Source organism: Vineibacter terrae, assembly GCF_008039615.1.
Lineage (GTDB): Bacteria > Pseudomonadota > Alphaproteobacteria > Reyranellales > Reyranellaceae > Vineibacter > Vineibacter terrae.
Genome location: NZ_VDUZ01000018.1, coordinates 69306 through 91657, shown reverse-complemented (window position 1 = coordinate 91657; position 22352 = coordinate 69306). Strand labels below are relative to the sequence as shown.

Genomic DNA, 22352 nt, shown 5'->3' with positions numbered 1-22352 from the left:
AGTCATATCAAACGCCTGCCGCAGCACCCGCGCCGTCGGACAGTCAGCGCGGCATCGCCGCGTGGCGCGGCCCCGACAGGGAAGCGATCTCCCTGACCATCTTCTTGATGATGGCCTCGCCGAACGATTCGAAGTTCTGGGCGGCGATCACGAAGGCATCGGGCCCGCCGATGACATTGGCGCGGTAATAGGCCTCAAGGCCGCCGGGCGGATTCGTGTGCTCGGGATTCCACGGCAGCGGGGTTTCCGTCAGGATGACGAGGCCATTGATGATGATGCCGTGCGCCAGCGCATCGTCGCGCGCCGCGGTCACGTCGCGGCCGGCATTGTTGGTGCCATCGCCCGAGACGTCGATGACGTGGCGCTCCGCCTCGAACGGAGCACTTTCGAACAGCGGCACGGAAAAATCGAGCGCGGCGCTGATCGACGTCCGGTCGGCGAACGAGCGCGGCGCTTCGATAAGCTGGTCGCCGAAGGCGCGGGCCGCCGCTGCGTCGCCGATCAGCATCCAGTTGATCAGGACGGCCTGTGACGCCGCGCCCGACCACTCGACGAAGCACAGCGCGATGCGCCGGTGCGGACCGGACGTCACGGCCTTCAGCACCTCGGGATGGGAGATCGCCGCCGCGTAACCTTCGCGCTGCAGCTGGAACTTCGCCTGGTCTACGCTGCGCGACACATCCGCTGCCAGCACCAGCAGCAGATCGACCGGTTCCTTGGCGCGCGCCGCGGGCGCGACGAGATGGATCGTGAACGCAAGGAGCACCCACACGATGCGACTCGTTCGGGCCATGCCTGCCACTCCATTGTCCGGCCGGTCACTGTACCACCGCCCATCGGCGAGTCGACCGGCGGCGCCATACGTGAGCCTGACATGAGCCGACACAGCGCCGGGTCGGCTGGCTGCGGCCATTGACGACGCGGGCTTCACGCACTATTTGAAGTTACATGAGAAGAGACAGCCGATTGTCGGGGATGCTCCACGTGCTGCTGCACATGGCGGAGCATCACGCCCCCGTGACGTCACAGACGCTGGCGAAAGCGATGGGCACAAACCCGGTCGTGATCCGACGGGTCATGGCGGGATTGCGCGAGCAAGGCTACGTGCGATCCGAGAAGGGACATGGCGGCGGCTGGACGCTGGCGCGGGACCTGGCCGAGATCACGCTGCGCGACATCTACGACGCCATCGGCTGCCCCTCGCTGCTGGCGATCGGCAATCGCACCGAGTCGCCGGACTGCCTCGTCGAGCAGGCGGTGAACGCGGCGCTCGACACGGCGTTCCAGGACGCGCAGGCGCTTCTGCTTGCCCGGCTCGGCGACGTCACGCTCGCGATGCTGAGCGCCGATTTCCACGCCCGCCTGGCGGCGCGCCCGGCCGCATTGCGCACGGAGATCGATCATGTCCATTGAGGACGGCACCAGGCATTTCCTGGATGCCTTCTCTGATCCGCAGGCCGTCGCCCGCCATGTGGATGGTCCGCGTCGCTACGTGCCGGGCCTTTAAACCTGTTCGCCGCCTTCACATGACGCGGCCGGGTCGCTTATGGCTGCCGCGCGCTACTCGACCAGGGCCGGGCCCATGGTCATGACCCCGCCGACCGCCGATTGGGCGATGGCGCGAAAAGCGGCCTTCAATTCGTCGACGGTCTTGGCCGAGTACCACTTCTTGTCGTCGCTGGGGCAATACGTCTTCCACAGATTCACGGCCGTGGTGCTGCGGCTGTCGACGTTGTAGCCCACCGTGTAGACGGTGATCCCGGCCGCCTTCATCTTGGCGCACAGGGTCTGGACCTGGACCGACGCATTGCCGTTGGCCGATTCGTAATAGCTGTTCATGTCGAAATCCGACAGCAGCACGGCGACCTTCAGGGTCTTGGTGGCATCGTACGCCGCCGGCGTCGTGTCGTCGGTCCAGATGCCCGACCATTTGGGCGACAGCAGATACCAGGTCCAGGCGACGCCAAGATGGCCGGCGGTGGTGCCGGCAGCAGTGAAGGAGTCGATCGTGGCGTTCAGCTTGTCCTTCTCGGTCGTCAGCGGATGGATGAGCGCGCTCGCCGGCACGTTGGACGAATAGTTCTTCACCGTCGATGCGTAGGCCCCCATCGCATTGCTCTTCTTGGTCCTGAACTCGCCCAGATACTTGCCGCTGGCGGGCGCGTCGTCGGTGAAAGCCGCCGTCCCGGCCCGCTCCACTACCGTCGACCATTTCGTCGAGGTCTTGCCGGTGACGGCCTGGTAGTAGTCACTGCCGACATTGACGGACGAGGAGTAGGGCGCGATCGCGACCCGTGACTTGAAGGGCGACTGCGACGGCTGGACCACGATGTCGATCACCGACTTGGCGGCGTCCTGCATGCCTTCGAGCTTCGCGCCATCCATCGACGAGCTCACGTCGAGCATCAAGGCGACCTCGAGGTTCTTGCCCTGCACGCCCGACTGGTAGCCGACCGAGCGCGCCGAAACCATCGACGCGCCGCTGAACAGGTAGGCGCTGAACGCCACCGGCAGCTTGCGGCTGAGGACGATCTCCACCGCATTGGTCTTGCCGGCATAGGCACCCGACACGGGCGGCGAGTTGAACTGGAAGCAGGCGTCGCAGTCCGCGACGAAGCCGTTGCGCCGCGCATCGTTGACCGCCACGGCCCTGGCATCGGCGACCGTGGCGCCGGTCTGCAGCGCGCGCACAGCCCCGAGGCTGGCATTGTCGGCGGCCTGCTGCAGGTGGCGCTTCTCCAGGTACCAAAGGCCCGTATCGACAGCGAGGCCCAGCGCCCCGATGACCACGGGCATGGCCAGGCTCACCAGCACCAGCGTCGAGCCGCGCGAGTCGGCGCGCAACGACGACCAGAATGACCTGGCCGGGGCTTTGCCGTCGCGCCGGCGGAGCCTGATACGCATCACCTTCATGATCCCCTTCCCCAGCGGCCGATCCGCCTGCCCGAAGGACAGCCGCCCCCGTCGGGTGCAGACGTGCCGCACCCCTCGTCCGGTATCCGTTTCTGGAAGCGACGGGCCCAATCCCCGTCCGGCCGAAATTCGTTTCCGAGAAATCGTTCGTATTGTGCCGTTACGCTGCTACGCATTGCCCGCAACATCCGGTCCAAATCGCCGGGATGTCCGTTCATAATGGACACAATGTAAAAAGATCGCCTCACATCGTCAATGATGTGGCTGGAACGTTGATTCTATTGGAAATTTTTTGACGATGAATTGACGAAAAACCCATTCAGCATGGGAATTTTCCAAATTCTGCAATATGTTGCAGATGAGTGTTGATGCGCGGCGCGGCGGCGGCCGCGCCTGGCTCAGCGAGACTCGTTGCTGGCCGGCCCGGTGCCCACGGCCGGCTCGTGCAGGGCGCCGCTGCCCGAGGGACTGGCTCGCCCACCCAGATGGCGCGCCAGGAAGGTCTCGATCATCGCGTAATAGCGGACCCGGTTGGCTGGGCGGTTGAGGCCATGCCCTTCGTCGGGAAAGACATGCAGCTCGACCGGCTTGCCGAATGACTTCAGCGCCCCGGCGAAGCGTTCGCTCTGATCGCGGCGCACGCGTGGATCGTTGGCGCCGTGAACGATCAGCATCGGACGCTCGACCTTGTCGACCAGCCGCAGCGGCGAGGTCTCCCACATGCGGGCGCGGGCCTCGGCGTCGCCGGGCTGGCCCAGCATGCGGTGCCAGCGATACGGCTCCCAATACGCGGGCATGAGGTCCATCAGCGCCGGCAAGTCGGAGACACCCACGAAGGAGATGCCGGCAGCGTAGAGAAGCGGCGTGCGCGTCATGCCGACCATGGCCGCGTAGCCGCCGTAGCTGGCGCCCATGATGGCGATGCGGTCGGGATCGGCGATGCCCCGGTCGATCGCCCATTGCGCGGCATCGTCGACATCGTCGGACATCTTGCGGCCGAACTCGCCGACGGCAGCCCACAGATGCGCCTTTCCGTAGCCCGACGAGCCGCGGTAGTTGACCTGCACCACCGCGTAGCCGCGATTGGCGAGGAACTGCACCCGCGGATCGAGCGTGCCCAGGTCGCGCACCCAGGGTCCGCCATGGACGAACATCACCATCGGCAGGCGCCGCCCCGCGATGCCGCGCGGCACGGTGACGTAGCCCGGGATCGGACGGCCATCGCGCGCTGTGAACGAGAAAGGCTCCGTGCGCGACAGCGTCTCGAGCCAGGCAGCCCAAGGGCTCACACCCAGCAGCCGGCGCTGGCCGGTGCGGCGATCCAGGAGCAAGGTGTGCGTCGGCTTGAGCGCGCCGCTCACCGACACCACCAGCCAGCGACGGGCACGGTCGCTCGACCTGACCTCGATGACATCGGCATCGGCGGCGAGCAGCGGCTTGAGGTCGGCTTCGATAGCCGGATCGAAGAAGCGCAGCTTCTGCCGGTTCGGCCACGACACCGCCAGCAGCGGCCCGCGCCGATCTGCGGCAAGCAGGACGCTGCTGATATCGACCTGCGGATCGGCGTGGATCTCGGCCTCGTCTCCCGTCTTGAGGTCGAGCCGCACCAGCGCCGTCTTGTCGCGTCCGCGATTGGACAGTGCCCAGGCCACGGCCTCGCCGTCGACGGCACCAAGCACGCTGACCTGATCCTCGAGCCCGAGCTCGAACAGGCGCGCACACGACTCGATGGCGTCGCAGCGCTCGAACGTGCGGTGGCCGGCAGCGTCGGGCCGCGTCAGGCGGGCCAGAATCCGGCCGGCGGCATCGAACATCCACGACGAGATGGTGCCGGGATTCTCGGCCATCATCTGCGGCTCGCTGCCCGGCGCGAAGGACAGCTTGTAGATGTCGAAATAGCGCCGGTCACGGCGATTGCTGGACAGGTAGAGACCATCTGTCATGTCGCACGGCACCATCACCACGTTGCGCGTGCCTGGCCAGGGCGTGACGTTGCGCTGCGACGTGTCCGGTGCCTGCGTGTCGACGATCATGATCTGAGGATTCTCGGCGCCGGGGACCGGATCGATCGAAACAGCCAGGTGACGGCTGTCGGCCGCCCACTGGAAGACGCCGACGTCGCGCGCCATGCGGATCACGGTCGGATCGCCGCCCTCGATCGGCGTCAGATGCACCTGCCGCCGGCCACCGACGCGCTGCAGCCACGCGATCGAGCGGCCGTCGGGCGCGATCTGGAACCTGCTGCGGGTCTGCGCGTCGCCCTCGGCCAGCAGCGCCACGGGCAGCAGCGGCGGCAGCGCCGCTTCCTTCAGCGCCGGATGCGTCTGCGCCGACGCCGCGGCGGCCGCCACGGCCAGGAAGGCCGACACAATAAGCCCGAGATGCCTGCGCATGCGGCCTCGCATCGGTCGGAAAGGCAGCCATGCTATCATGGCGGACCGGTTGCCGCGTGCGGCGTGCGATGCCATTGTCGACAGCTCCATCCGCAGACAGGCACCTGGCGCCAACCGCATGCACCGCAATCCCTATTCCAGCGCCGAGATCGACCGCGCCTCGCATCACCGCGAGGACGACGACCGCATCGAGGACCTGCTGGTCGGCTCGCGAACCAAGTTCGTGCCGGTCGACAACGAACGCAACCTCGTGAACAAGCACGGCCAGCCGCAGCCGGTATTCCTGCAAGGCATGATGGCCCGCGCCCTGATCCGCGGCGGCGCCACCACCATCTTCCTGGGCCATGTCGAGGAGGAGACCTACTTCGCCCTGGACGTGACCGGCTTCGAGATGCCGACGGAAGGTCTGGGCGAGTTTGTCGACCTGCGCCAGATCGGCCCGCTGCTGTTCGCGCGCGAAGGCTCGATCCTGGCCTATGCCCGCGGCATGACCTACTGGCACCGGCGGCACAAGTTCTGCGGCGTGTGCGGCGCGCCGACCCGGATCGCCAAGGCCGGGCACGAGCGCGTCTGCACCAACGAGGACTGCAAGGCCCAACACTTCCCGCGCACCGATCCGGCGGTGATCATGCTGGTGCACCATGGCGACAAGTGCCTGCTCGGGCGCGGCCGACACTTCCCGCGCGGCATGCATTCGACGCTGGCCGGCTTCGTCGAGCCGGGTGAAAGCTTCGAGGACGCCGTGGCGCGCGAGGTCTACGAGGAGGTCAAGGTGCGCGTGAAGAACGTGCGCTACCACTCCTCGCAGCCCTGGCCATTCCCGGCGTCCGTCATGATCGGCTTCCATGCCGAGGCCGAGTCGATGGAGATCGACGTCAACCAGTCGGAGCTGGAAAGCGCCCGTTGGATGAGCCGCGAGGAGCTGCTGCCCGAGAACCTGCCCAAGGACGGCTCCTTCTTCATGCCGCGCAAGGACAGCATCGCGCGCCGCCTGATCGAGGACTGGCTAGGGCACGAAGCCGGCCCGCCGCCGTCGGTGTGAGGACCTGCCGCAATTCCCATCATGCCGAGCGTAGCGAGGGATCTGGGCATCTCCCCTAGATCCCTCATTGCATTCGGATGACGGCCAGCAACCATCGTTCGACGTCCGGAGATCGCCCATGCCGCCAACACTCTTCAACGCCCTGCCCCTTGGCGGCGATGTCGTGCTGCCCAACCGGATCGTGGTGTCGCCGATGTGCCAGTACGTGGCCGTCGACGGCTCGGCGAGCGACTGGCACCTCGTGCATCTCGGCCAGCTCGCCGCCAGCGGCGCCGGCCTGCTGATGGTCGAGGCGACGCATGTCGAGGCGCGCGGCCGCATCACGCAGGGCTGCCTGGGCCTGTACAGCGACGCCAACGAGGCGGCATTGCAGCGCGTCGTCGACTGGGTGCGGGCCTGGGCGCCGGCCACCAAGCTGGGCATCCAGATCGGCCATGCCGGGCGCAAGGGCTCGGCGCAGCGGCCGTGGAAAGGCGGCGGGCCGCTGGGCGCCGCCGATGCGCCCGACACGCCCTGGACCTGCGTGGCGCCGTCGGCGATCGCCTTCGACGCCACCGGGCCGGGCGTCGGCTTCGTGACCGGCGGCGCCAGCGTGCCGGCGCCGACGGCCAAATGGCACACGCCGGTGGCGCTCGACCGCGCCGGCCTGGACGCGATCAAGCAGGCGTTCGTGGCGGCCACGATGCGCGCCGCGCGCCTGGGCTTCGATGTCCTGGAGCTGCATGGCGCGCACGGCTACCTGCTGCACCAGTTCCTGTCGCCGCTGAGCAACCGGCGCGATGACGACTATGGCGGCACGGCCGACAAGCGCCGGCGCTTCCTGCTCGAGGTGTTCGAGGCCTGCCGCGCCGTCTGGCCGCGCGAGCGCGCGCTGGGCGTGCGGCTGTCGGCGATCGACTGGGTCGAGGGCGGCGTCACCATCGAGGACACGATCGCGACCGCCATGGCGCTGAAGGCGCTGGGCTGCGATTTCATCGACGTGAGCTCGGGCGGGGCCGTGCCCACGGCCAAGATCGCGTTCGGGCCGGGCTACCAGGTGCCATTCGCCGCCCGTGTCCGCCAGGAGGCCGGCATCAAGACCTGGGCCGTCGGCATCATCACCGAGCCGCAGCAGGCCGAGCAGATCGTGGCCTCGGGGCAGGCCGACTGCACGGCGCTGGCGCGGTCATTCCTGGCCGACCCGCGCTGGGGCTGGAACGCGGCGCGCAGCCTGGGCGCGCAGCTGCCGCCGCTGCCGACTCCCTATCACCGCGCCGGCACCATCCTGCCGTTCAAGCCACAGCCGGCTGCGAAAGCGGCGGAGTAGCCGCCCGCGGCCGGCAGCCCTGGATCACCCCAGCGTGTGGTCCAGGAACAGCATGGTGGCGAAGCCGATGAACAGCGCGACGGTGGCGCTGATGGTGCCGCCGGCCTCGGGCGCATGGGTCTCGGGAATGATCTCGTGGCTGATCACGAACAGCATGGTGCCGCCGGCGAAGGCCAGCGCCCAGGGCAGCAAGGCGTGCGACACCGACACGGCGGCGGCGCCCGCCACGCCGCCCACGACCTCGATCAGGCCGGTCGCGGCGGCGACCAGCAGCGCGCGGCCGCGGCCATAGCCCAGCGACAGCAGGCCGACAGCGACGGCCAGGCCTTCCGGCACGTTCTGCAGGCCGATGCCCATCACCACGCCCAGGCCGGGGATCTCGCCCGGCAGGTGCGGCGCGGGATTGCCGGCCGCGACACCGGTGGCCAGGCCCTCGGGAAAGTTGTGGATCGCGATCGCGATCACGAACAGCCACACCCGCCGCATGCGCTGCACGTGCGGCCCTTCGCGGCCGCGTCCCAGATGCTCGTGCGGCGTCATCCGATGGGCGCCGGCCATGGCCAGGCCACCGACAGACAGGGCGACGATCACACCGATCGCGGCCGGCACCCGGCCGCCGGTCGCCTCGCGCGCCAGCTCCAGGGCCGGCAGCAGCAGCGAGAAGAACGTCGCGGCCAGCATGACGCCGGCGGCGAAGCTCAGCAGCGCATTGCCCAGCCGCGCCGGCAAGGTCCGCACGACGACCACGGGCACGCCACCGATGGCCGTGCCGAAGAAGCCGGCGATGACGGCGCCGAGGACGCCGGTCCAGAACGGTGGCAGGCTGGCGATGGCCTGCATGGCGTGGCGGCGCCGCCTGTCAGACCGGACGCGGCGGAGGATCCCCCGCTGCGCCCGGACGAACGTTGACCATGGGCATCCGCGCGCCGCCGCCGACCTAGGCCGTCGGCGCCGGGGACGCGGGCGGCGCGGACCGACGGCTCAGGCGGTCCGTGGCGAAGCGGATCGCGACATAGAACACCGGCGTGAGGAACAGGCCGATCAGCGTCACGCCGATCATGCCGGCGAACACCGCGGTGCCGAGCGCGCGGCGCATCTCGGCGCCGGCGCCCGACGCCGTCACCAGCGGCAGCACGCCCAGGACGAAGGCGAAAGCCGTCATGAGGATCGGCCGCAGGCGCAGGCGGCAGGCTTCGACCACCGCCGATATCGGGTCCCTGCCTTCATGCTCCTGCTGGCGTGCGAACTCCACGATCAGAATGGCATTCTTGGCCGCAAGCCCGATCAGCACCACCAGCCCGATCTGCACCAGCACGTTGTTGTCGATGCCGGCCGCCGTCACGCCCAGCAGCGCGAACAGCATGCTGATCGGCACGATCAGCATGATGGCCAACGGCAAGGTCCAGCTCTCATACTGGGCCGACAGGGCCAGGAACACGAACAGGATCGACAGCGCGAAGATGTAGATCGCGGTGTTGCCGACCGCCCGCTCCTGAAGGGCAAGCTCCGTCCACTCGAAGCCCTGCCCGGGCTGCAGGGTCTCGCGCGCCAGCTTCTCCATGGCCTCCAGGGAGCGGCCGCTCGATACGCCGGGCGGCGTGTTGCCCTGGATCGGCACCGACACGTACATGTTGTAGCGCTGCACCAGGTCCGGGCCGGCGACGTCGACGGCATCCAGCAGCGTGCCCAGCGGCACCAGGGCGCCGGTGGCCGAGCGCACCTTCAGGCGCGCGATGTCCTCGCGCTCCAGGCGGTACTTGGCATCGGCCTGGATGCGCACCTGGTAGACACGGCCGAAGGCGTTGAAGTCGTTCACGTAGGCCGAGCCGATATTGACCTGCAGCGCCTCGAACACGCTCGCCAGCGGCACGTTCAGCATCTGCGCCTTGACGCGATCGATGTTGAGGTAGACCTGCGGCGAGGAAACGGAGAACGTCGTGAAGACGCCCGTCAGCTCCGGCACCTGGGTGGCCCGCCCCATCATCTGGTAGGCCGACGCCAGCAGCGAGCCGACATCGTCGCTGGCGCGGTTCTGCAGCTGCATCTTGAAGCCACCGCTGTTGCCGACGCTGGGCACCGCCGGCGGCGGCACCGCCATCACGAAGGCTTCCGAGATGCTCTGCAGCCTGACGATCATGTCGCCGATGATCCGGTCTGAATGCAAGCCCTGCGCCAGGCGCTCGTCGAACGGCTTGAAGGGCGTGAAGATGACAGCCGTGTTGGGGGCGCTGGTGAAGGTGGCGCCGTTGAAGCCGGGAATGGCCACGACATGGCCGACGCCCGGCGTGCCCTCCAGCAGCTTCTCTGCCTTCTTCACGACCTCGTCCGTGCGGTCGAGCGTCGCGCCGTCGGGCAGCTGCACGATCACCAGGGCATAGCCGCGATCGAGCGCCGGGATGAAGCCCTGCGGCACGGTCATGAACATCCACACGGTGCCGGCCACCAGCAGGCCATAGAGGCCCAGCATCAGGACGCGGTGCCGGCTCACGCCGCGCACCAGGTCGGCATAGGCGCTGCTCATCCGGTCGAAGCCGCGGTTGAAGCCGTTGGCGAAGCCGCGCCCCAGCCGCACGAGCAGGAACTGCCGCGGCGGGCTGGCGGTGTGGCCCTCGCCGCCATGCGCGGCATGCGGCTTCAGCAGGATGGTGGCCAGCGCCGGCGACAGCGACAGCGAGTTGAACGCCGAGATGATCGTGGAGACCGCGATGGTCAGCGCGAACTGGAGGTAGAACTGGCCCGAGATGCCGGGAATGAACGCCGTGGGCACGAACACGGCCGACAGCACCACGGCGATGGCGATCACCGCCGTGCCCACCTCGTCCATGGTCCTGTGTGATGCGTCGCGCGGCGACATGCCGTTGGCCATGTTGCGCTCGACGTTCTCGACCACCACGATCGCGTCGTCGACGACGATGCCGATGGCGAGCACCAGGCCGAACAGGGTCAGCACGTTGAGCGTGAAGCCGAAGGCCAGCATGAACGCCACGGTGCCGATCAGCGACACCGGGATGGCCAGGATCGGAATCAGCGCCGCGCGCCAATTCTGCAGGAAGATCAGGACGACCAGCGAGACCAGGATCACGGCCTCGACCAGCGTCTCGTAGACGGCGTCCACCGACTGGTCGATGAACTCGGTCGGGTTGTAGACGATGGCGTACTCGAGGCCGGGCGGGAAGTCCTTCTTCAGCTCCTCCATCTTGGCCTTGACCTGCTGCGAGGTGTCCAGCGCGTTGGTGCCGGGGCGCTGGAAGACGCCCAGCGCGATCGCGACCTGGCCATCGAGATAGCTGCGGCTGGTGTAGTCGCGCGCCCCGAGCTCGACACGCGCGATGTCCTGCAGGCGCACCAGCCGGCCGTCGCTGCCGGACTTGACGATGACATTGCGGAACTGCCGCACGTCCTGGAAGCGGCCCTGGGTCGTCACTGCCGCCTGCAGGGCGATCGAGGCCGGCGCCGGCTGCTGGCCGAGCTGGCCACCCGAGACCTGCACGTTCTGGGCCTGCAGAGCCGCCACCACCTCGCCGCTGGTCAGCGAGTAGGCCGCCAGGCGCGCCGGGTCGAGCCAGATGCGCAACGCATACTCGCTGCCGCCGAAGACGATGACGTCGCCGGCGCCGTCGAGCCGCAGCAGCTGCTCGCGCACGCGCTGCTGCATGTAGTTGGCGATGTAGAGGTCGTCGTATGTCTTGTCTGGCGACAGCAGATGCACCACGAGCAGGAAGTCGCCGGAGCGCTTGCGCACCACCAGGCCCTGGCGGCGTACCTCCTCGGGCAGGCGCGGCTCGGCCACCGAGACGCGGTTCTGGACCTGCACCTGGGCGATGTCGAGGTCGGTGCCGGGCTTGAACACCACGGTCATCGTCAACGTGCCGTCGCTGGTCGAATACGACGACATGTAGAGCATGTTCTCGACGCCGTTGACCTCCTGCTCGATGGGGGTCGCCACCGTGCGCGCAAGGGTCTCGGCGTCGGCGCCGGGATAGGTGGTCGTCACCGACACCGAAGGCGGCGCGATCTCGGGATACTCCGAGACCGGCAGGCGGAAATAGGAGATCGCGCCGACGATCACGATCACGATCGAGACGACCGTCGCGAAGATCGGCCGATCGACGAAGAAATGTGCGAACTTCATGGCAGGCTCCGGAGCCTTACTTCTTGCTGTCGCCCGGCTTCGAGCCGTCCTTCTTGTCGCCGCCCGGCGGCGCGCCGCCAGCACCCGGCGGCGGTCCCAGCGCCATCAGGCCGTGCCACACGGCCGGCAGTTCGAGCGGCTGCGGCGTCACCTTGCCGCCGCCCATGCGCACGCGCTGCAGGCCGTTGATCACGACCGTCTCGTCGCCCTTAAGGCCCTCGCGGATGATGCGGTAGTTGTCGGTGCGCGATCCCAGCCGCACCGGCTGCTGCTTGACGCTGCCGTCCGGCGCCACGACATAGACGTAGCGTCGGTCGAGGTCGCTGAGGATGGCCTCGTCGGGCAGCATGACGCCCTGGTATTTCGGACTGCCGGGAACGGCGATGCGTCCGAACAGGCCGGGGGTGAGGAACTGATCCTTGTTGGGGATCGCCGCCCGCAGCCGCATGGTGCCGGTGGCGGCGTCGACGCGGTTGTCGGTGAAGTCCAGGCGTCCCTTGTGCTTGAACTCCTTCTCGTCGGTCAGCATGACGGCGACCGGCAGGCCGGTGCTGTCGCCGGTCGAGTTGACGCCCTGCTGCGCCAGGCGCTGGTAGGCCAGGAAGGACCGCTCGTCGATGTCGAAATAGAAGTAGATGGGGTCGGTCGTGACCAGGGTGGTCAGCAGCGTCGAGTCGGCATTGATCAGGTTGCCGACCGTCACCAGCTTGCGCGAGATGCGGCCGGTGATGGGTGCCCGGACCTCGGTGAACTCGTAGTTCAGCCGCGCCTGCTCGACGGCAGCCTTGGCGCCGGCCAGGTCGGCTTGCCCCGCCAGGAAGCCCTGGCGCCGCTGGTCGAGCGACTGCTCGGTGCCGGCGCCGCTCTTGGCCAGCCGCTCGGCGCGCTCCAGCTCGACCTTGGCGAGGTCGAAGCGCGTCTGGGCCGACACCAGCGATGCCTCCGCCTGATCGAGGGCGGCCTTGTAGGGACGGCGGTCGATCACGAACAGGAGGTCGCCCTCCTTGACCATCGCGCCGTCCTTGAAGTTCACCGACTCCAGATAGCCGCCCACCCGGGCCCGGATGTCGACCGAGCCGACGGCATCGAAGCGGCCGGTGAACTCGTCCATCTCGACGATGTCCCTGACCACCGGCTTGGCGACCGTGACAGGCGGCGGCCCGCCGGCATGCTGGCCTTGCTGCTTGCGCTCACAGCCTGCCAAGCCCAGCGCGGCCGCCAGCACAAGAACGGTGACGCCCACCCTGTTCCACCGCACGGGGTGCTCAACCAAACCCTCAATCATCGATTTCCCCCGAAACGCCGACCAGCCGTGCGGCTGCCGGCGCGTCGTCAAGCAAGGACAGAAGCCAGGACAGAAAGCTTAGTTTGCGCCCAACCTGCAATTATGAAGATCGGACCACGGCCGAAACGATATGGTGGCACAGCGTTCTTTCTTCCAGTGGAAGCCGGTATCGACGGCAACCGTTGGTATGAACGAGTAACCACTCGCCTTCAGGTGCCGGGCCGGGTCGGTGCCTCCCAGCCCTTGCGCCGGAACGGATGCGCCGGGAAGGTCCCCAGCATCTTGAGCTCGTCGGAGAAGAACTCGAGCTCCTCCAGCGCCAGCTTGAGCGGACGCAGCTCGACGTGGCCCTCGACCTCGGCATAGAACAGCGCCTGCTCGAACGCCGCGCCGGAAAGATAGCTCTCGAGCTTGGTGATGTTCACGCCGTTGGTGGCGAACCCGCCCATCGCCTTGTACAGCGCCGCCGGCCGGCTCTTGACGCGGAACAGAAACGCCGTGAGGCAGGGCACGGTGCGCCCGTCCGGCGATGCCGGCTCGCGCGAGAACACCAGCATGCGCGTGGTGTTGTGATCGGCATCCTCGATGTTGCGCGCCAGCACCTGCAGGCCGTAGATGCGCGCCGCCAGCGACGAGGCGATGGCGGCCACCGACTTGTCGCTCAAGCCGGCGATCTCCCGCGCGGCGCCGGCGGTGTCGGCGTGGACTGAGGGCGCCAGCCGGTGCTTCTTCAGGAAGCCGCGGCACTGCGCCAGCGCCTGCACATGGCTGCGCACGCTCTTCACGGTCTTCAGCGACGCGCCGGGAACCGCGACCAGGCAATGCTCGACCCGCTGGAAATGCTCGGCGACGATGCGCAGGTTGGTATGCGGCAGCAGGCTGTGCAGGTCGGCGACGCGGCCGGCGATCGAGTTCTCGACCGGGATCATCGCCAGCGCGGCGCGACCGCGGCGCACCGCCTCCATCGCCGCCTCGAACGTGGGGCACGGCAGCGTCGTCATGTAGGGAAACGCCGCGCGGCACGCCATGTCGGAATTGGCGCCGAACTCGCCCTGAAACGCGATGGTGTCGTTGGGGCGAGGCGTGGTCTTGCGGCGGGCAGCCATGACGGATCCGGCAATCGTTGCTTCAGGGGCGCTGCTCTAGCGGGAATTCACCGATGGCGCCAGCGCAAGCACCGGATGCGGGGTCGCCAAGCGCTACGGCGCCAGGCGTCGGCGCGCCTCCTCCAGGTCGTCGGGCGTATCGACGCCCAGCGGCACCGTATCGACGAGGCGCACGTCGATGCGCATCCCGGCTTCCAGGGCCCGCAGCTGCTCAAGCTTCTCGCGCTGCTCCAGCACGCCCGGCGGCAGCGCCACGAAACGCTGCAGCGCGGCGCGGCGATAGGCGTAGAGCCCGATATGGTGGTAAAGCGCGCCCTCCCCGGTCGGCACCTGGGTGCGGCTGAAATAGAGGGCGCGGGCGATCGTCTGCCCCGGCGCGAAGCCGGCCACCGCCTTCACGACCTGCGACGCGGCGCGCTCGTAGTCGGTTCGGATCTCGGCCGCCAGCGTAGCGATATCAACGGCAGCATCGACCATCGGCTCCAGCGCCGCGCGCACGACGGAAGGCGCCAGGGTGGGCAGGTCGCCCTGGACGTTCACGACCACGTCGTGGACGCCATCGGGATCGACCTGCTGCAGCGCCTCGTGGATGCGGTCGGATCCCGAGGCATGGGCGGGATCGGTCAGCACGGCGCGGCCACCGGCGGCGACGACGACGTCGATGATCTCGGCCTCGGCCGCGGCCACGACGACGGGCCCGACATCGGCCTCCATGGCGCGGCGCCAGACATGGACGATCATCGGCGCGCCGTGGATATCGGCCAGCGGTTTGTTGGGCAGGCGGGTAGACGCCAGCCGCGCCGGGATCATGACGATCGGGCGGCGGGCTCCGGAGGCGGTTGGCTGGGCCATGAATTCGCGTGAGAAAATAGTGAGTTAGCGGACAATTGCGACGACATGCCGCGCCACGCGGAAGCGCAGCGACAGAATACTACTGCCCGTCCGGTGATTGTGGTAGACGCGATGCCGTCACCGGTGGCGCCGAGCGTCGCCGCAGTACTTTTTGCGCGTCCGGAAGGGGACCATGGACTCGTTCGAATTCAACAAGATCGCCGGTGCCGTGCTCGCGGCCTGCCTGGGCATCATGGTCATTGGCAAGGTCTCGAACGCCCTGGTTCATCCGCACATCCCGGAGAAGCCGCATATCGAGGTCAAGGAGGCGGCCGCTACGCCGGCCGCCGTCGAGGCCGCGCCCGCGAAGGCGCCGCCTGCCACCGGCACCGACGCCGCGGCCGGCGAAGCCATCTTCAAGAAGGCGTGCACGACCTGCCACACCAGCGAGAAGGGCGGACCCAACAAGGTCGGCCCGAACCTGTTCGGCATCGCCGGCAACAAGAAGGCGCACCTGGACGGCTTCTCCTACTCGTCGGGCATGACGAGCAAGGGCGGCCAGTGGACGGATGAGGACCTCAACGAGTTCCTGTTCAAGCCGGCCAACTTCGTCAAGGGCACCAAGATGGCGTTCGTCGGCCTGCCCAAGGACAAGGACCGCGGCGACGTCATCGCCTTCCTGAAGTCGCTGAAGTAGCGCCAGTCGCCCGGTGCGCGACCGGCACGGCGCGCACCGGGTGGAGTGACCATGGCTGTCCCCGACTCCTATATCGAGCTTGCCCACCGCCTGGCCGATGCGGCGCGGCCGGTCGTGCGGCGCTATTTCCGCACGCCGGTGGGTGTCGACGACAAGCCCGACGACTCGCCGGTGACGATCGCCGATCGCGAGGCCGAGGCTGTGATGCGCGCGATCCTGGCGCGCGACGTGCCCGACCACGGGATCTGGGGCGAGGAGCACGGCAGCGAGCGCATGGACGCGGCCTGGGCCTGGGTGCTCGATCCGATCGACGGCACGCGCGCCTTCATCACCGGCATGCCGGTGTTCGGCACGCTGATCGGCCTGCTGCACCATGGCCGGCCGGTGCTGGGCATCATCGACCAGCCGATCCTGGGCGAGCGCTGGCTGGGCGTGTCGGGGCGGCCCACGACGCTCAACGGCAAGCCGATCACGACCAGGACGTGCGATACGCTCGCCAAGGCCTACATGTACTCGACCGCGCCGCTGATGTTCCCCGGCGACATGCGGGGGCCGCACCGCGCCCTGGCCGACAGCGTCAAGCTCTTCCGCTGGGGCGGCGATTGCTACAGCTACGGCCTGCTGGCGTGCGGACTGGTCGACCTCGTGGTCGAGGCCAGCTTGATGCTGCACGATTTCTGCGCCGTGGTGCCGGTGATCGAAGGCGCCGGCGGCCGCATGACCGACTGGCAGGGCCGGCCACTGGGCAAGGAGTCGGACGGCCGGGTGATCGCCGCCGGCGACGCGGCCGTGCATGCGGCGGCGCTGGCCATGCTCGCGGGCGGCGCCGCCGGCAAAGCCGCGACGTGAACGAAGCAGCGCGACGCTTCCGACGCCCGATCTGACGCCATCGTGAGATCAGCCTCTTGGTTTCACCATATTGACCCCGTAGGCTGTACCCGACCTGGGAGGCCGCGCGCATGTTTCTGCCTGGAATTCGACGCCGCTCCGTCCTGGCCGGCCTGACCGCGGCGGCAGCCTTGCCGGCGCCGTCGCGCGCCCGGGCCCAGGGCAAGACCATCGTCTCGCACGGCATCGCCATCCATGGCGAGCCCGGCTATCCGCCCGACGCCAAGCATCTGGATTACGCCAATCCCGACGCCCTCAAGGGCGGCTCGATCCGACTCGCCGCGGGCGGCACGTTCGATTCGCTGAACCCCTTCATCCTGCAGGGCACGGCAGCCCGCGGCGTCGCCGGCATCTACGAGCCGCTGCTCGAGACGGTCTACGACGAGGTCTCGACCGAGTATGGACAGCTGGTCGAGACGATCGAGACGCCGCCCGACCGCGCCTGGGTCATCTTCACCCTGCGCGCCAACGCCCGCTGGCACGACGGCAAGCCGGTGACGTCGGACGACGTCGTCTTCTCCTTCAACATCCTCAAGGAGAAGGGACAGCCCCTCTACGCGGTGTACTGGCACGACGTCGTGGCGGCCGAGGCGCTGGACCAGCGCCGCGTGAAGTTCAGCTTCCGCGGCGGCGACAACCACGAGCTGCCGGTGATCATCGGCCAGCTGACCGTGCTGCCCAAGCATTGGTGGGCGAGCCGCGCCTTCGATCAAGCCAGCCTGGAGATTCCGCTGGGCAGCGGCCCCTATCGCGTCGAATCGCTGGAGGCCGGGCGCTTCATCGTGATGCGACGGGTCGAGGACTACTGGGGCAAGGATCTGTGGCTCAGCCGCGGCCGCTACAACTTCGACACCATCCGCTACGACTACTATCGCGACGAGCAGGTCGCGTTCGAGGCGTTCAAGGCCGGCGACGTCGACTACCGCGAAGAGTTCACGTCACGCCTGTGGGCGACGTCATACGATTTCCCGGCGGTGAAATCCGGCGCCGTGCAGAAGGTCGAGCTGAAGCACGAGAGCACGCTGCCGATGCAGGGCATCGGTTTCAATCTGCGTCGCGCGATGTTCACGGACCGGCGCTTCCGCGAAGCCTTCGTGCATCTCGTCGACTTCGAATGGTTCAACAAGGCGCTGTCCTGGAACCTGTTCACCCGCATCGACAGCTATTTCTTCAACTCCGAGCTGGCGGCCAAGGGCCTGCCGTCGAAGGACGAGCTGGCGCTGCTGGAGCCGCTGCGCAGCCAGCTGCCACCCGAGCTCTTCACCAAGGAGTTCAAGCTGCCGGTCACCGACGGCTCGGGCAACAACCGCGAGGGCATGCGCCGTGCGATCGCGCTGCTGAAGGAGGTCGGGTGGGAGGTCCGCAGCGGCAAGATGACCAACGTCAAGAACGGCCAGCAATTGTCGTTCGAGCTGCTGCTGGGCGCGCCCAGGCTGGAGCGCTTCGCGCTGCCGTTCAAGGAATGGTGCGGCCGGGTCGGCATCGACGTGCGGCTGCGCACGGTTGACCCGGTGCAGTACCAGAAGCGGATGGACGAGTTCGACTACGACGCCACGATCGTGATCTTCAGCCAGTCGCTGTCGCCCGGCAACGAGCAGCGCGAGTACTGGGGCTCCGCCGCCGCCAAGACCAAGGGCAGCCAGAACCTGATCGGCATCGCCGATCCGGCGATCGACAAGCTGATCGAGGCGGTGATCGCCGCGCCGGACCGTCCCAGCCTGGTCACCCGCAGCCGGGCGCTGGACCGGGCGCTGCTGTGGAACTACTTCATCGTGCCGCAGTACTATTCCACCACGTTCTGGATCGCGTACTGGAACAAGTTCGGGCGCCCGGAGAAGACGGCGAAATACCAGCCGCGCGGCATCGAGACATGGTGGCTCGACCCGGAAAAGGAAAAGACGCTGGGCCAGACCCCGCCGGAGCGCAAGACCTGACGATGGGCCGCACTTCCAGCCGACGCTGTGATAGATTTCGGCCGTGACCGCCTACATCCTGCGCCGGCTGCTGCTGATGGTGCCGACATTGCTCGGCATCATCACCCTCAACTTCTTCATCATCCAGGCGGCGCCGGGCGGTCCGGTCGACCGCGCCATCGCCCAGCTGCAGGGCCGCGCCGGTGACCCGACGGCGCGCTTCAGCGGCGGCGGCGAAGGCGGCCCGAGCGCCCAGGCCGGCGACACCGGCACCTCGCGCGGCGCCCGCGGCATCCCGCCGGAGGTGATCGAGCGCATCAAGAAGCAGTACGGCTTCGACCGGCCCATCCATGAGCGCTACCTGCTGCTGCTGGGCAACTACGCCACCTTCAACCTCGGCAACAGCTCGCTGAGCGGCCAGCCGGTGCTGGACGCCATCATCTCCAAGCTGCCGGTCTCGGTATCGCTGGGGCTGTGGACGACGCTGCTGATCTACCTGATCTCGATACCACTGGGCGTGGCCAAGGCGGTGCGCGACGGCTCGCGCTTCGACATCGCCACCTCGTCGGTGGTGATCGTCGGCAACGCCATCCCCAGCTTCCTCTTCGCCATCCTGCTGGTCGTGCTGTTCGCCGGCGGCAGCTACTGGAACATCTTCCCGCGCCAGGGGCTGGTATCGCCGGACTGGTCCAGCCTGCCGCTGGGCGAGAAGATCCTGGACTATTTCTGGCACATGGCCCTTCCGATCCTGGCCATGGTGATCGGCGGGTTCGCGACGCTCACCATGCTGACCAAGAACTCGTTCCTGGACGAGATCCGCAAGCAGTACGTGCAGACGGCCCGCGCCAAGGGATTGAGCGAGCGCCGCGTGCTCTACGGCCACGTGTTCCGCAATTCCATGCTGATCGTGATCGCCGGCTTCCCCGCCGCCTTCATCGCCGTGCTGTTCACGGGCTCACTGCTGATCGAGGTCATCTTCTCGCTCGATGGCCTGGGATACCTGGGCTTCAACGCCGCCATCAACCGCGACTACTCGCTGATCTTCGGCACGCTCTGGGTGTTCTCGCTGCTGGGGCTGATCATGGGGCTGATCGGCGATTTGATGTACGTGCTGGTCGACCCGCGCATCGACTTCGAAAGCCGCGGCGCATGACCCTCTCGCCCCTCACCCGACGGCGGCTGGCGATCTTCCGCGCCAACAAGCGCGGCTACTGGTCCCTGGTGCTCTTCAGCGTGATCTTCCTCGTGACCCTGTTCGCGGAGCTGATCGCCAACGACCGCCCGATCCTGGTGCGCTACGACGGCGCCTTCTATCTTCCGATCTTCCACGACTACACGGATACGACATTCGGCGGCGACCTCGGCATCACCGCCGATTTCGCCGACAAGGAGATTGTCCGTCAGATCGATGCCAAGGGCTGGGCGCTGTGGCCGCCGATCCCCTACAACTACTTCAATGCCGTCAGGGATCTCGGGATGACGGCGCCGACGCCGCCGACGGCGCGCAACCTGCTGGGCACGGACGACCAGGCGCGTGACGTCGTGGCCCGGCTGATCTACGGCCTGCGCATCTCCATTCTGTTCGGCCTGATCCTGACGGTCTTCAGCTCCCTGGTCGGGATCGCCGCCGGGGCGGTCCAGGGCTATTTCGGCGGCCTCGTCGACCTGCTGTTCCAGCGCTTCCTCGAGCTGTGGTCGAGCCTGCCGCAGCTCTACATCCTGATCCTGATGGCCAGCATCGTCGCACCCACCTTCTTCTCGCTGCTGGCGATCATGCTGCTGTTCAGCTGGACGGCCCTGGTCGGGCTGGTGCGTGCCGAGTTCCTGCGGGCACGCAACTTCGACTATGTCCGGGCCGCCCGGGCCCTGGGCGCCAGGGACCTCACGATCATGATCCGGCATGTCCTGCCCAACGCCATGGTCTCGACCCTCACCTACATGCCCTTCGTCGCGGCCGGCTCGGTCACGGTGTTGACTGCGCTGGACTTCCTGGGCTTCGGCCTGCCGGCGGGCTCGCCGTCACTGGGCGAGCTGCTGCTGCAGGGCAAGAACAACCTCCAGGCACCCTGGCTGGCCCTGACCGGCTTTTTCGTAGTCGCCATCATGCTCACTCTGCTGATATTCATCGGCGAAGCCGTGCGTGACGCGTTCGACCCGCGCAAGACCCTCGCCTGATGCCAGCCGCTGACTCCAACACCCCCCAGACCGGACCGCTGCTCGAGGTCCGCGACCTGTCCGTCGATTTCGGCGCCGGCGCTGCCGCCGTGCATGCCGTGCGCAAGGTGTCCTTCACCATCGCGGCCGGCGAGACCCTGGCCCTGGTCGGCGAATCCGGCTCGGGCAAGTCGGTGACGGCGCTGTCCGTCCTGCAGCTTCTGCCTTACCCGATGGCGCGGCACCCGGGCGGCAGCATCAAGTTCCGCGGCGAGGAGCTGATCGGCGCCCCGGCCGATGCGCTGCGCGCCGTGCGCGGCAACCGCATCGCCATGATCTTCCAGGAGCCGATGACGTCGCTGAACCCGCTGCACACGATCGAGCGTCAGGTCAGCGAGACCCTGCTGCTGCACAAGGGCCTGACACGCGACGCGGCACGGGCGCGCACGCTGGACCTGCTGACGCAGGTCGGCATCCCCGAGGCCGCCAAGCGGCTGGACGCCTACCCGCACCAGCTTTCCGGCGGGCAGCGGCAGCGGGTCATGATCGCGATGGCGCTGGCCAACGAGCCCGACCTGCTGATCGCCGACGAGCCGACCACGGCGCTGGACGTCACCATCCAGGCGCAGATCCTCAAGCTGCTGAAGACCCTGCAGAAGCGCTACGGCATGGCGCTGCTGTTCATCACTCATGACCTCGGCATCGTGCGCAAGATGGCCGACCGCGTCTGCGTGATGAGCAAGGGCGAGATTGTCGAGCAGGGGCCGGTGGCGCAGGTCTTCGACCAGCCCTCGCATACCTACACCAAGCACCTGCTGTCGGCCGAGCCCAAGGGACGGCCGCTGGCCGGCGCGCCCGATGCGCCGGTGGTGCTGGCCGCCGGCGACGTGAAGGTGCATTTCCCGATCAAGCGCGGCCTGCTGCGCCGCACGGTCAGCTACATCAAGGCGGTCGACGGGGTGTCGATCGAGCTGCGCGCCGGCCACACCGTGGGCGTGGTGGGCGAAAGCGGCTCCGGCAAGACGACTCTGGGCCTGGCCCTGCTGCGGCTGGAGCGCAGCGAGGGCACCATCCGCTTCGACGGGCGCGACCTGCGCACGGTGCCGCCGCATCAGCTGCGGCCGCTGCGCCGCGAGATGCAGATCGTGTTCCAGGATCCCTACGGGTCGCTCAGCCCGCGCATGTCGATCGAGCAGATCGTGGGCGAGGGCCTGGACGTGCACGGGATCGCCCGCAACCCGGCGGAACGCCGGCAGCTCGTCGACGACGTGCTGAGCGAGGTCGGCCTCGACCCATCGATGCGCGACCGCTATCCGCACGAGTTCTCGGGCGGCCAGCGCCAGCGCATCGCGATCGCACGCGCCATGGTGCTGAAGCCGCGCTTCGTCGTGCTCGACGAGCCGACATCGGCGCTCGACATGAGCGTGCAGGCCCAGATCGTCGATCTGTTGCGCGACCTGCAGGCGCGGCACAAGCTCGCCTATCTCTTCATCAGCCACGACCTGAAGGTGGTGCGCGCGCTGGCCGACGAGGTGATGGTGATGCAGGGCGGCGTGGTGGTCGAGCGCGGCACGGCCCGGCAGATCTTCGAAGCGCCGCAGACGCCCTACACCAAGGCGCTGATCGCGGCCGCCTTCAACCTCGAGCCGATCGGCGCCGACGCCGGCGTCGTGGCGCAGTGAGCGGCCCGGC

17 protein-coding genes are annotated in these 22352 nt (G+C 68.1%); 9 read left to right on the top strand and 8 right to left on the bottom strand.

Translation table 11 applies throughout. From position 1 onward, the window contains the following. Positions 1-43: 43 nt before the first annotated feature. Entirely contained in the window at positions 44-793 is a 750-nt protein-coding gene (locus FHP25_RS17035) for a DUF1194 domain-containing protein (protein WP_147848140.1), read from the bottom strand. A 155-nt stretch (positions 794-948) separates the two neighbouring features. Between FHP25_RS17035 and FHP25_RS17030 the strand changes: the two genes are divergently transcribed. Then, positions 949-1413 (top strand): Rrf2 family transcriptional regulator, encoded by a 465-nt coding sequence (locus tag FHP25_RS17030; protein ID WP_147848139.1) that lies wholly within the window; start codon positions 949-951, stop codon positions 1411-1413. 147 nt (positions 1414-1560) lie between these two features. On the opposite strand, the gene FHP25_RS17025 is transcribed toward FHP25_RS17030, so the two are convergent. Together FHP25_RS17025 and FHP25_RS17020 are read right to left on the bottom strand one after the other, a co-directional pair. Then, a complete protein-coding gene (locus FHP25_RS17025; protein WP_147848138.1) occupies positions 1561-2913 on the bottom strand; it encodes a pilus assembly protein in 1353 nt (450 codons plus the stop codon). 398 nt (positions 2914-3311) lie between these two features. Further along, complete coding sequence (locus FHP25_RS17020; protein WP_178133580.1) at positions 3312-5306, bottom strand: S9 family peptidase; 1995 nt, start codon at positions 5304-5306, stop codon at positions 3312-3314. Positions 5307-5343: 37 nt separating this feature from the next. Between FHP25_RS17020 and nudC the strand changes: the two genes are divergently transcribed. Further along, on the top strand, positions 5344-6348 hold the full coding sequence (nudC, locus tag FHP25_RS17015) for an NAD(+) diphosphatase (protein ID WP_231712362.1): 1005 nt from the start codon (positions 5344-5346) through the stop codon (positions 6346-6348). A 118-nt stretch (positions 6349-6466) separates the two neighbouring features. Further along, the gene (locus tag FHP25_RS17010) at positions 6467-7654 is read left to right on the top strand and encodes an NADH:flavin oxidoreductase/NADH oxidase (RefSeq protein ID WP_147848135.1); all 1188 of its coding nucleotides are present in this window, start codon (positions 6467-6469) and stop codon (positions 7652-7654) included. A 24-nt stretch (positions 7655-7678) separates the two neighbouring features. On the opposite strand, the gene FHP25_RS17005 is transcribed toward FHP25_RS17010, so the two are convergent. The 5 genes from FHP25_RS17005 to FHP25_RS16985 form a co-directional block, all read right to left on the bottom strand. After that, positions 7679-8494 (bottom strand): ZIP family metal transporter, encoded by an 816-nt coding sequence (locus FHP25_RS17005; protein WP_147848134.1) that lies wholly within the window; start codon positions 8492-8494, stop codon positions 7679-7681. Positions 8495-8591: 97 nt separating this feature from the next. After that, on the bottom strand, positions 8592-11786 hold the full coding sequence (locus tag FHP25_RS17000; protein WP_147848133.1) for an efflux RND transporter permease subunit: 3195 nt from the start codon (positions 11784-11786) through the stop codon (positions 8592-8594). A 16-nt stretch (positions 11787-11802) separates the two neighbouring features. Then, entirely contained in the window at positions 11803-13044 is a 1242-nt protein-coding gene (locus FHP25_RS16995; protein WP_231712361.1) for an efflux RND transporter periplasmic adaptor subunit, read from the bottom strand. Between the two features lie 236 nt (positions 13045-13280). Then, entirely contained in the window at positions 13281-14177 is an 897-nt protein-coding gene (locus tag FHP25_RS16990; RefSeq protein WP_147848131.1) for a prephenate dehydratase, read from the bottom strand. A gap of 93 nt (positions 14178-14270) precedes the next feature. Then, positions 14271-15029: a 3-deoxy-manno-octulosonate cytidylyltransferase gene (locus FHP25_RS16985; RefSeq protein ID WP_147848130.1), complete on the bottom strand. Its 759-nt coding sequence runs from the start codon at positions 15027-15029 to the stop codon at positions 14271-14273. Positions 15030-15201: 172 nt separating this feature from the next. Between FHP25_RS16985 and FHP25_RS16980 the strand changes: the two genes are divergently transcribed. The 6 genes from FHP25_RS16980 (at position 15202) to FHP25_RS16955 (ending at position 22342) form a co-directional block, all read left to right on the top strand. Next, the gene (locus tag FHP25_RS16980) at positions 15202-15705 is read left to right on the top strand and encodes a c-type cytochrome (RefSeq protein WP_147848129.1); all 504 of its coding nucleotides are present in this window, start codon (positions 15202-15204) and stop codon (positions 15703-15705) included. 51 nt (positions 15706-15756) lie between these two features. Further along, on the top strand, positions 15757-16554 hold the full coding sequence (gene hisN, locus FHP25_RS16975) for a histidinol-phosphatase (protein ID WP_147848128.1): 798 nt from the start codon (positions 15757-15759) through the stop codon (positions 16552-16554). A gap of 110 nt (positions 16555-16664) precedes the next feature. After that, a complete protein-coding gene (locus FHP25_RS16970; protein ID WP_147848127.1) occupies positions 16665-18527 on the top strand; it encodes an extracellular solute-binding protein in 1863 nt (620 codons plus the stop codon). Between the two features lie 43 nt (positions 18528-18570). After that, the gene (locus FHP25_RS16965; RefSeq protein WP_147848126.1) at positions 18571-19659 is read left to right on the top strand and encodes a microcin C ABC transporter permease YejB; all 1089 of its coding nucleotides are present in this window, start codon (positions 18571-18573) and stop codon (positions 19657-19659) included. Beyond that, entirely contained in the window at positions 19656-20681 is a 1026-nt protein-coding gene (locus tag FHP25_RS16960) for an ABC transporter permease (protein ID WP_147848125.1), read from the top strand. The genes FHP25_RS16965 and FHP25_RS16960 overlap by 4 nt, the downstream gene beginning before the upstream one ends. Next, positions 20681-22342 (top strand): ABC transporter ATP-binding protein, encoded by a 1662-nt coding sequence (locus tag FHP25_RS16955; protein ID WP_147848124.1) that lies wholly within the window; start codon positions 20681-20683, stop codon positions 22340-22342. Before FHP25_RS16960 ends, FHP25_RS16955 begins: the two co-directional genes overlap by 1 nt. Positions 22343-22352 lie beyond the last annotated feature (10 nt).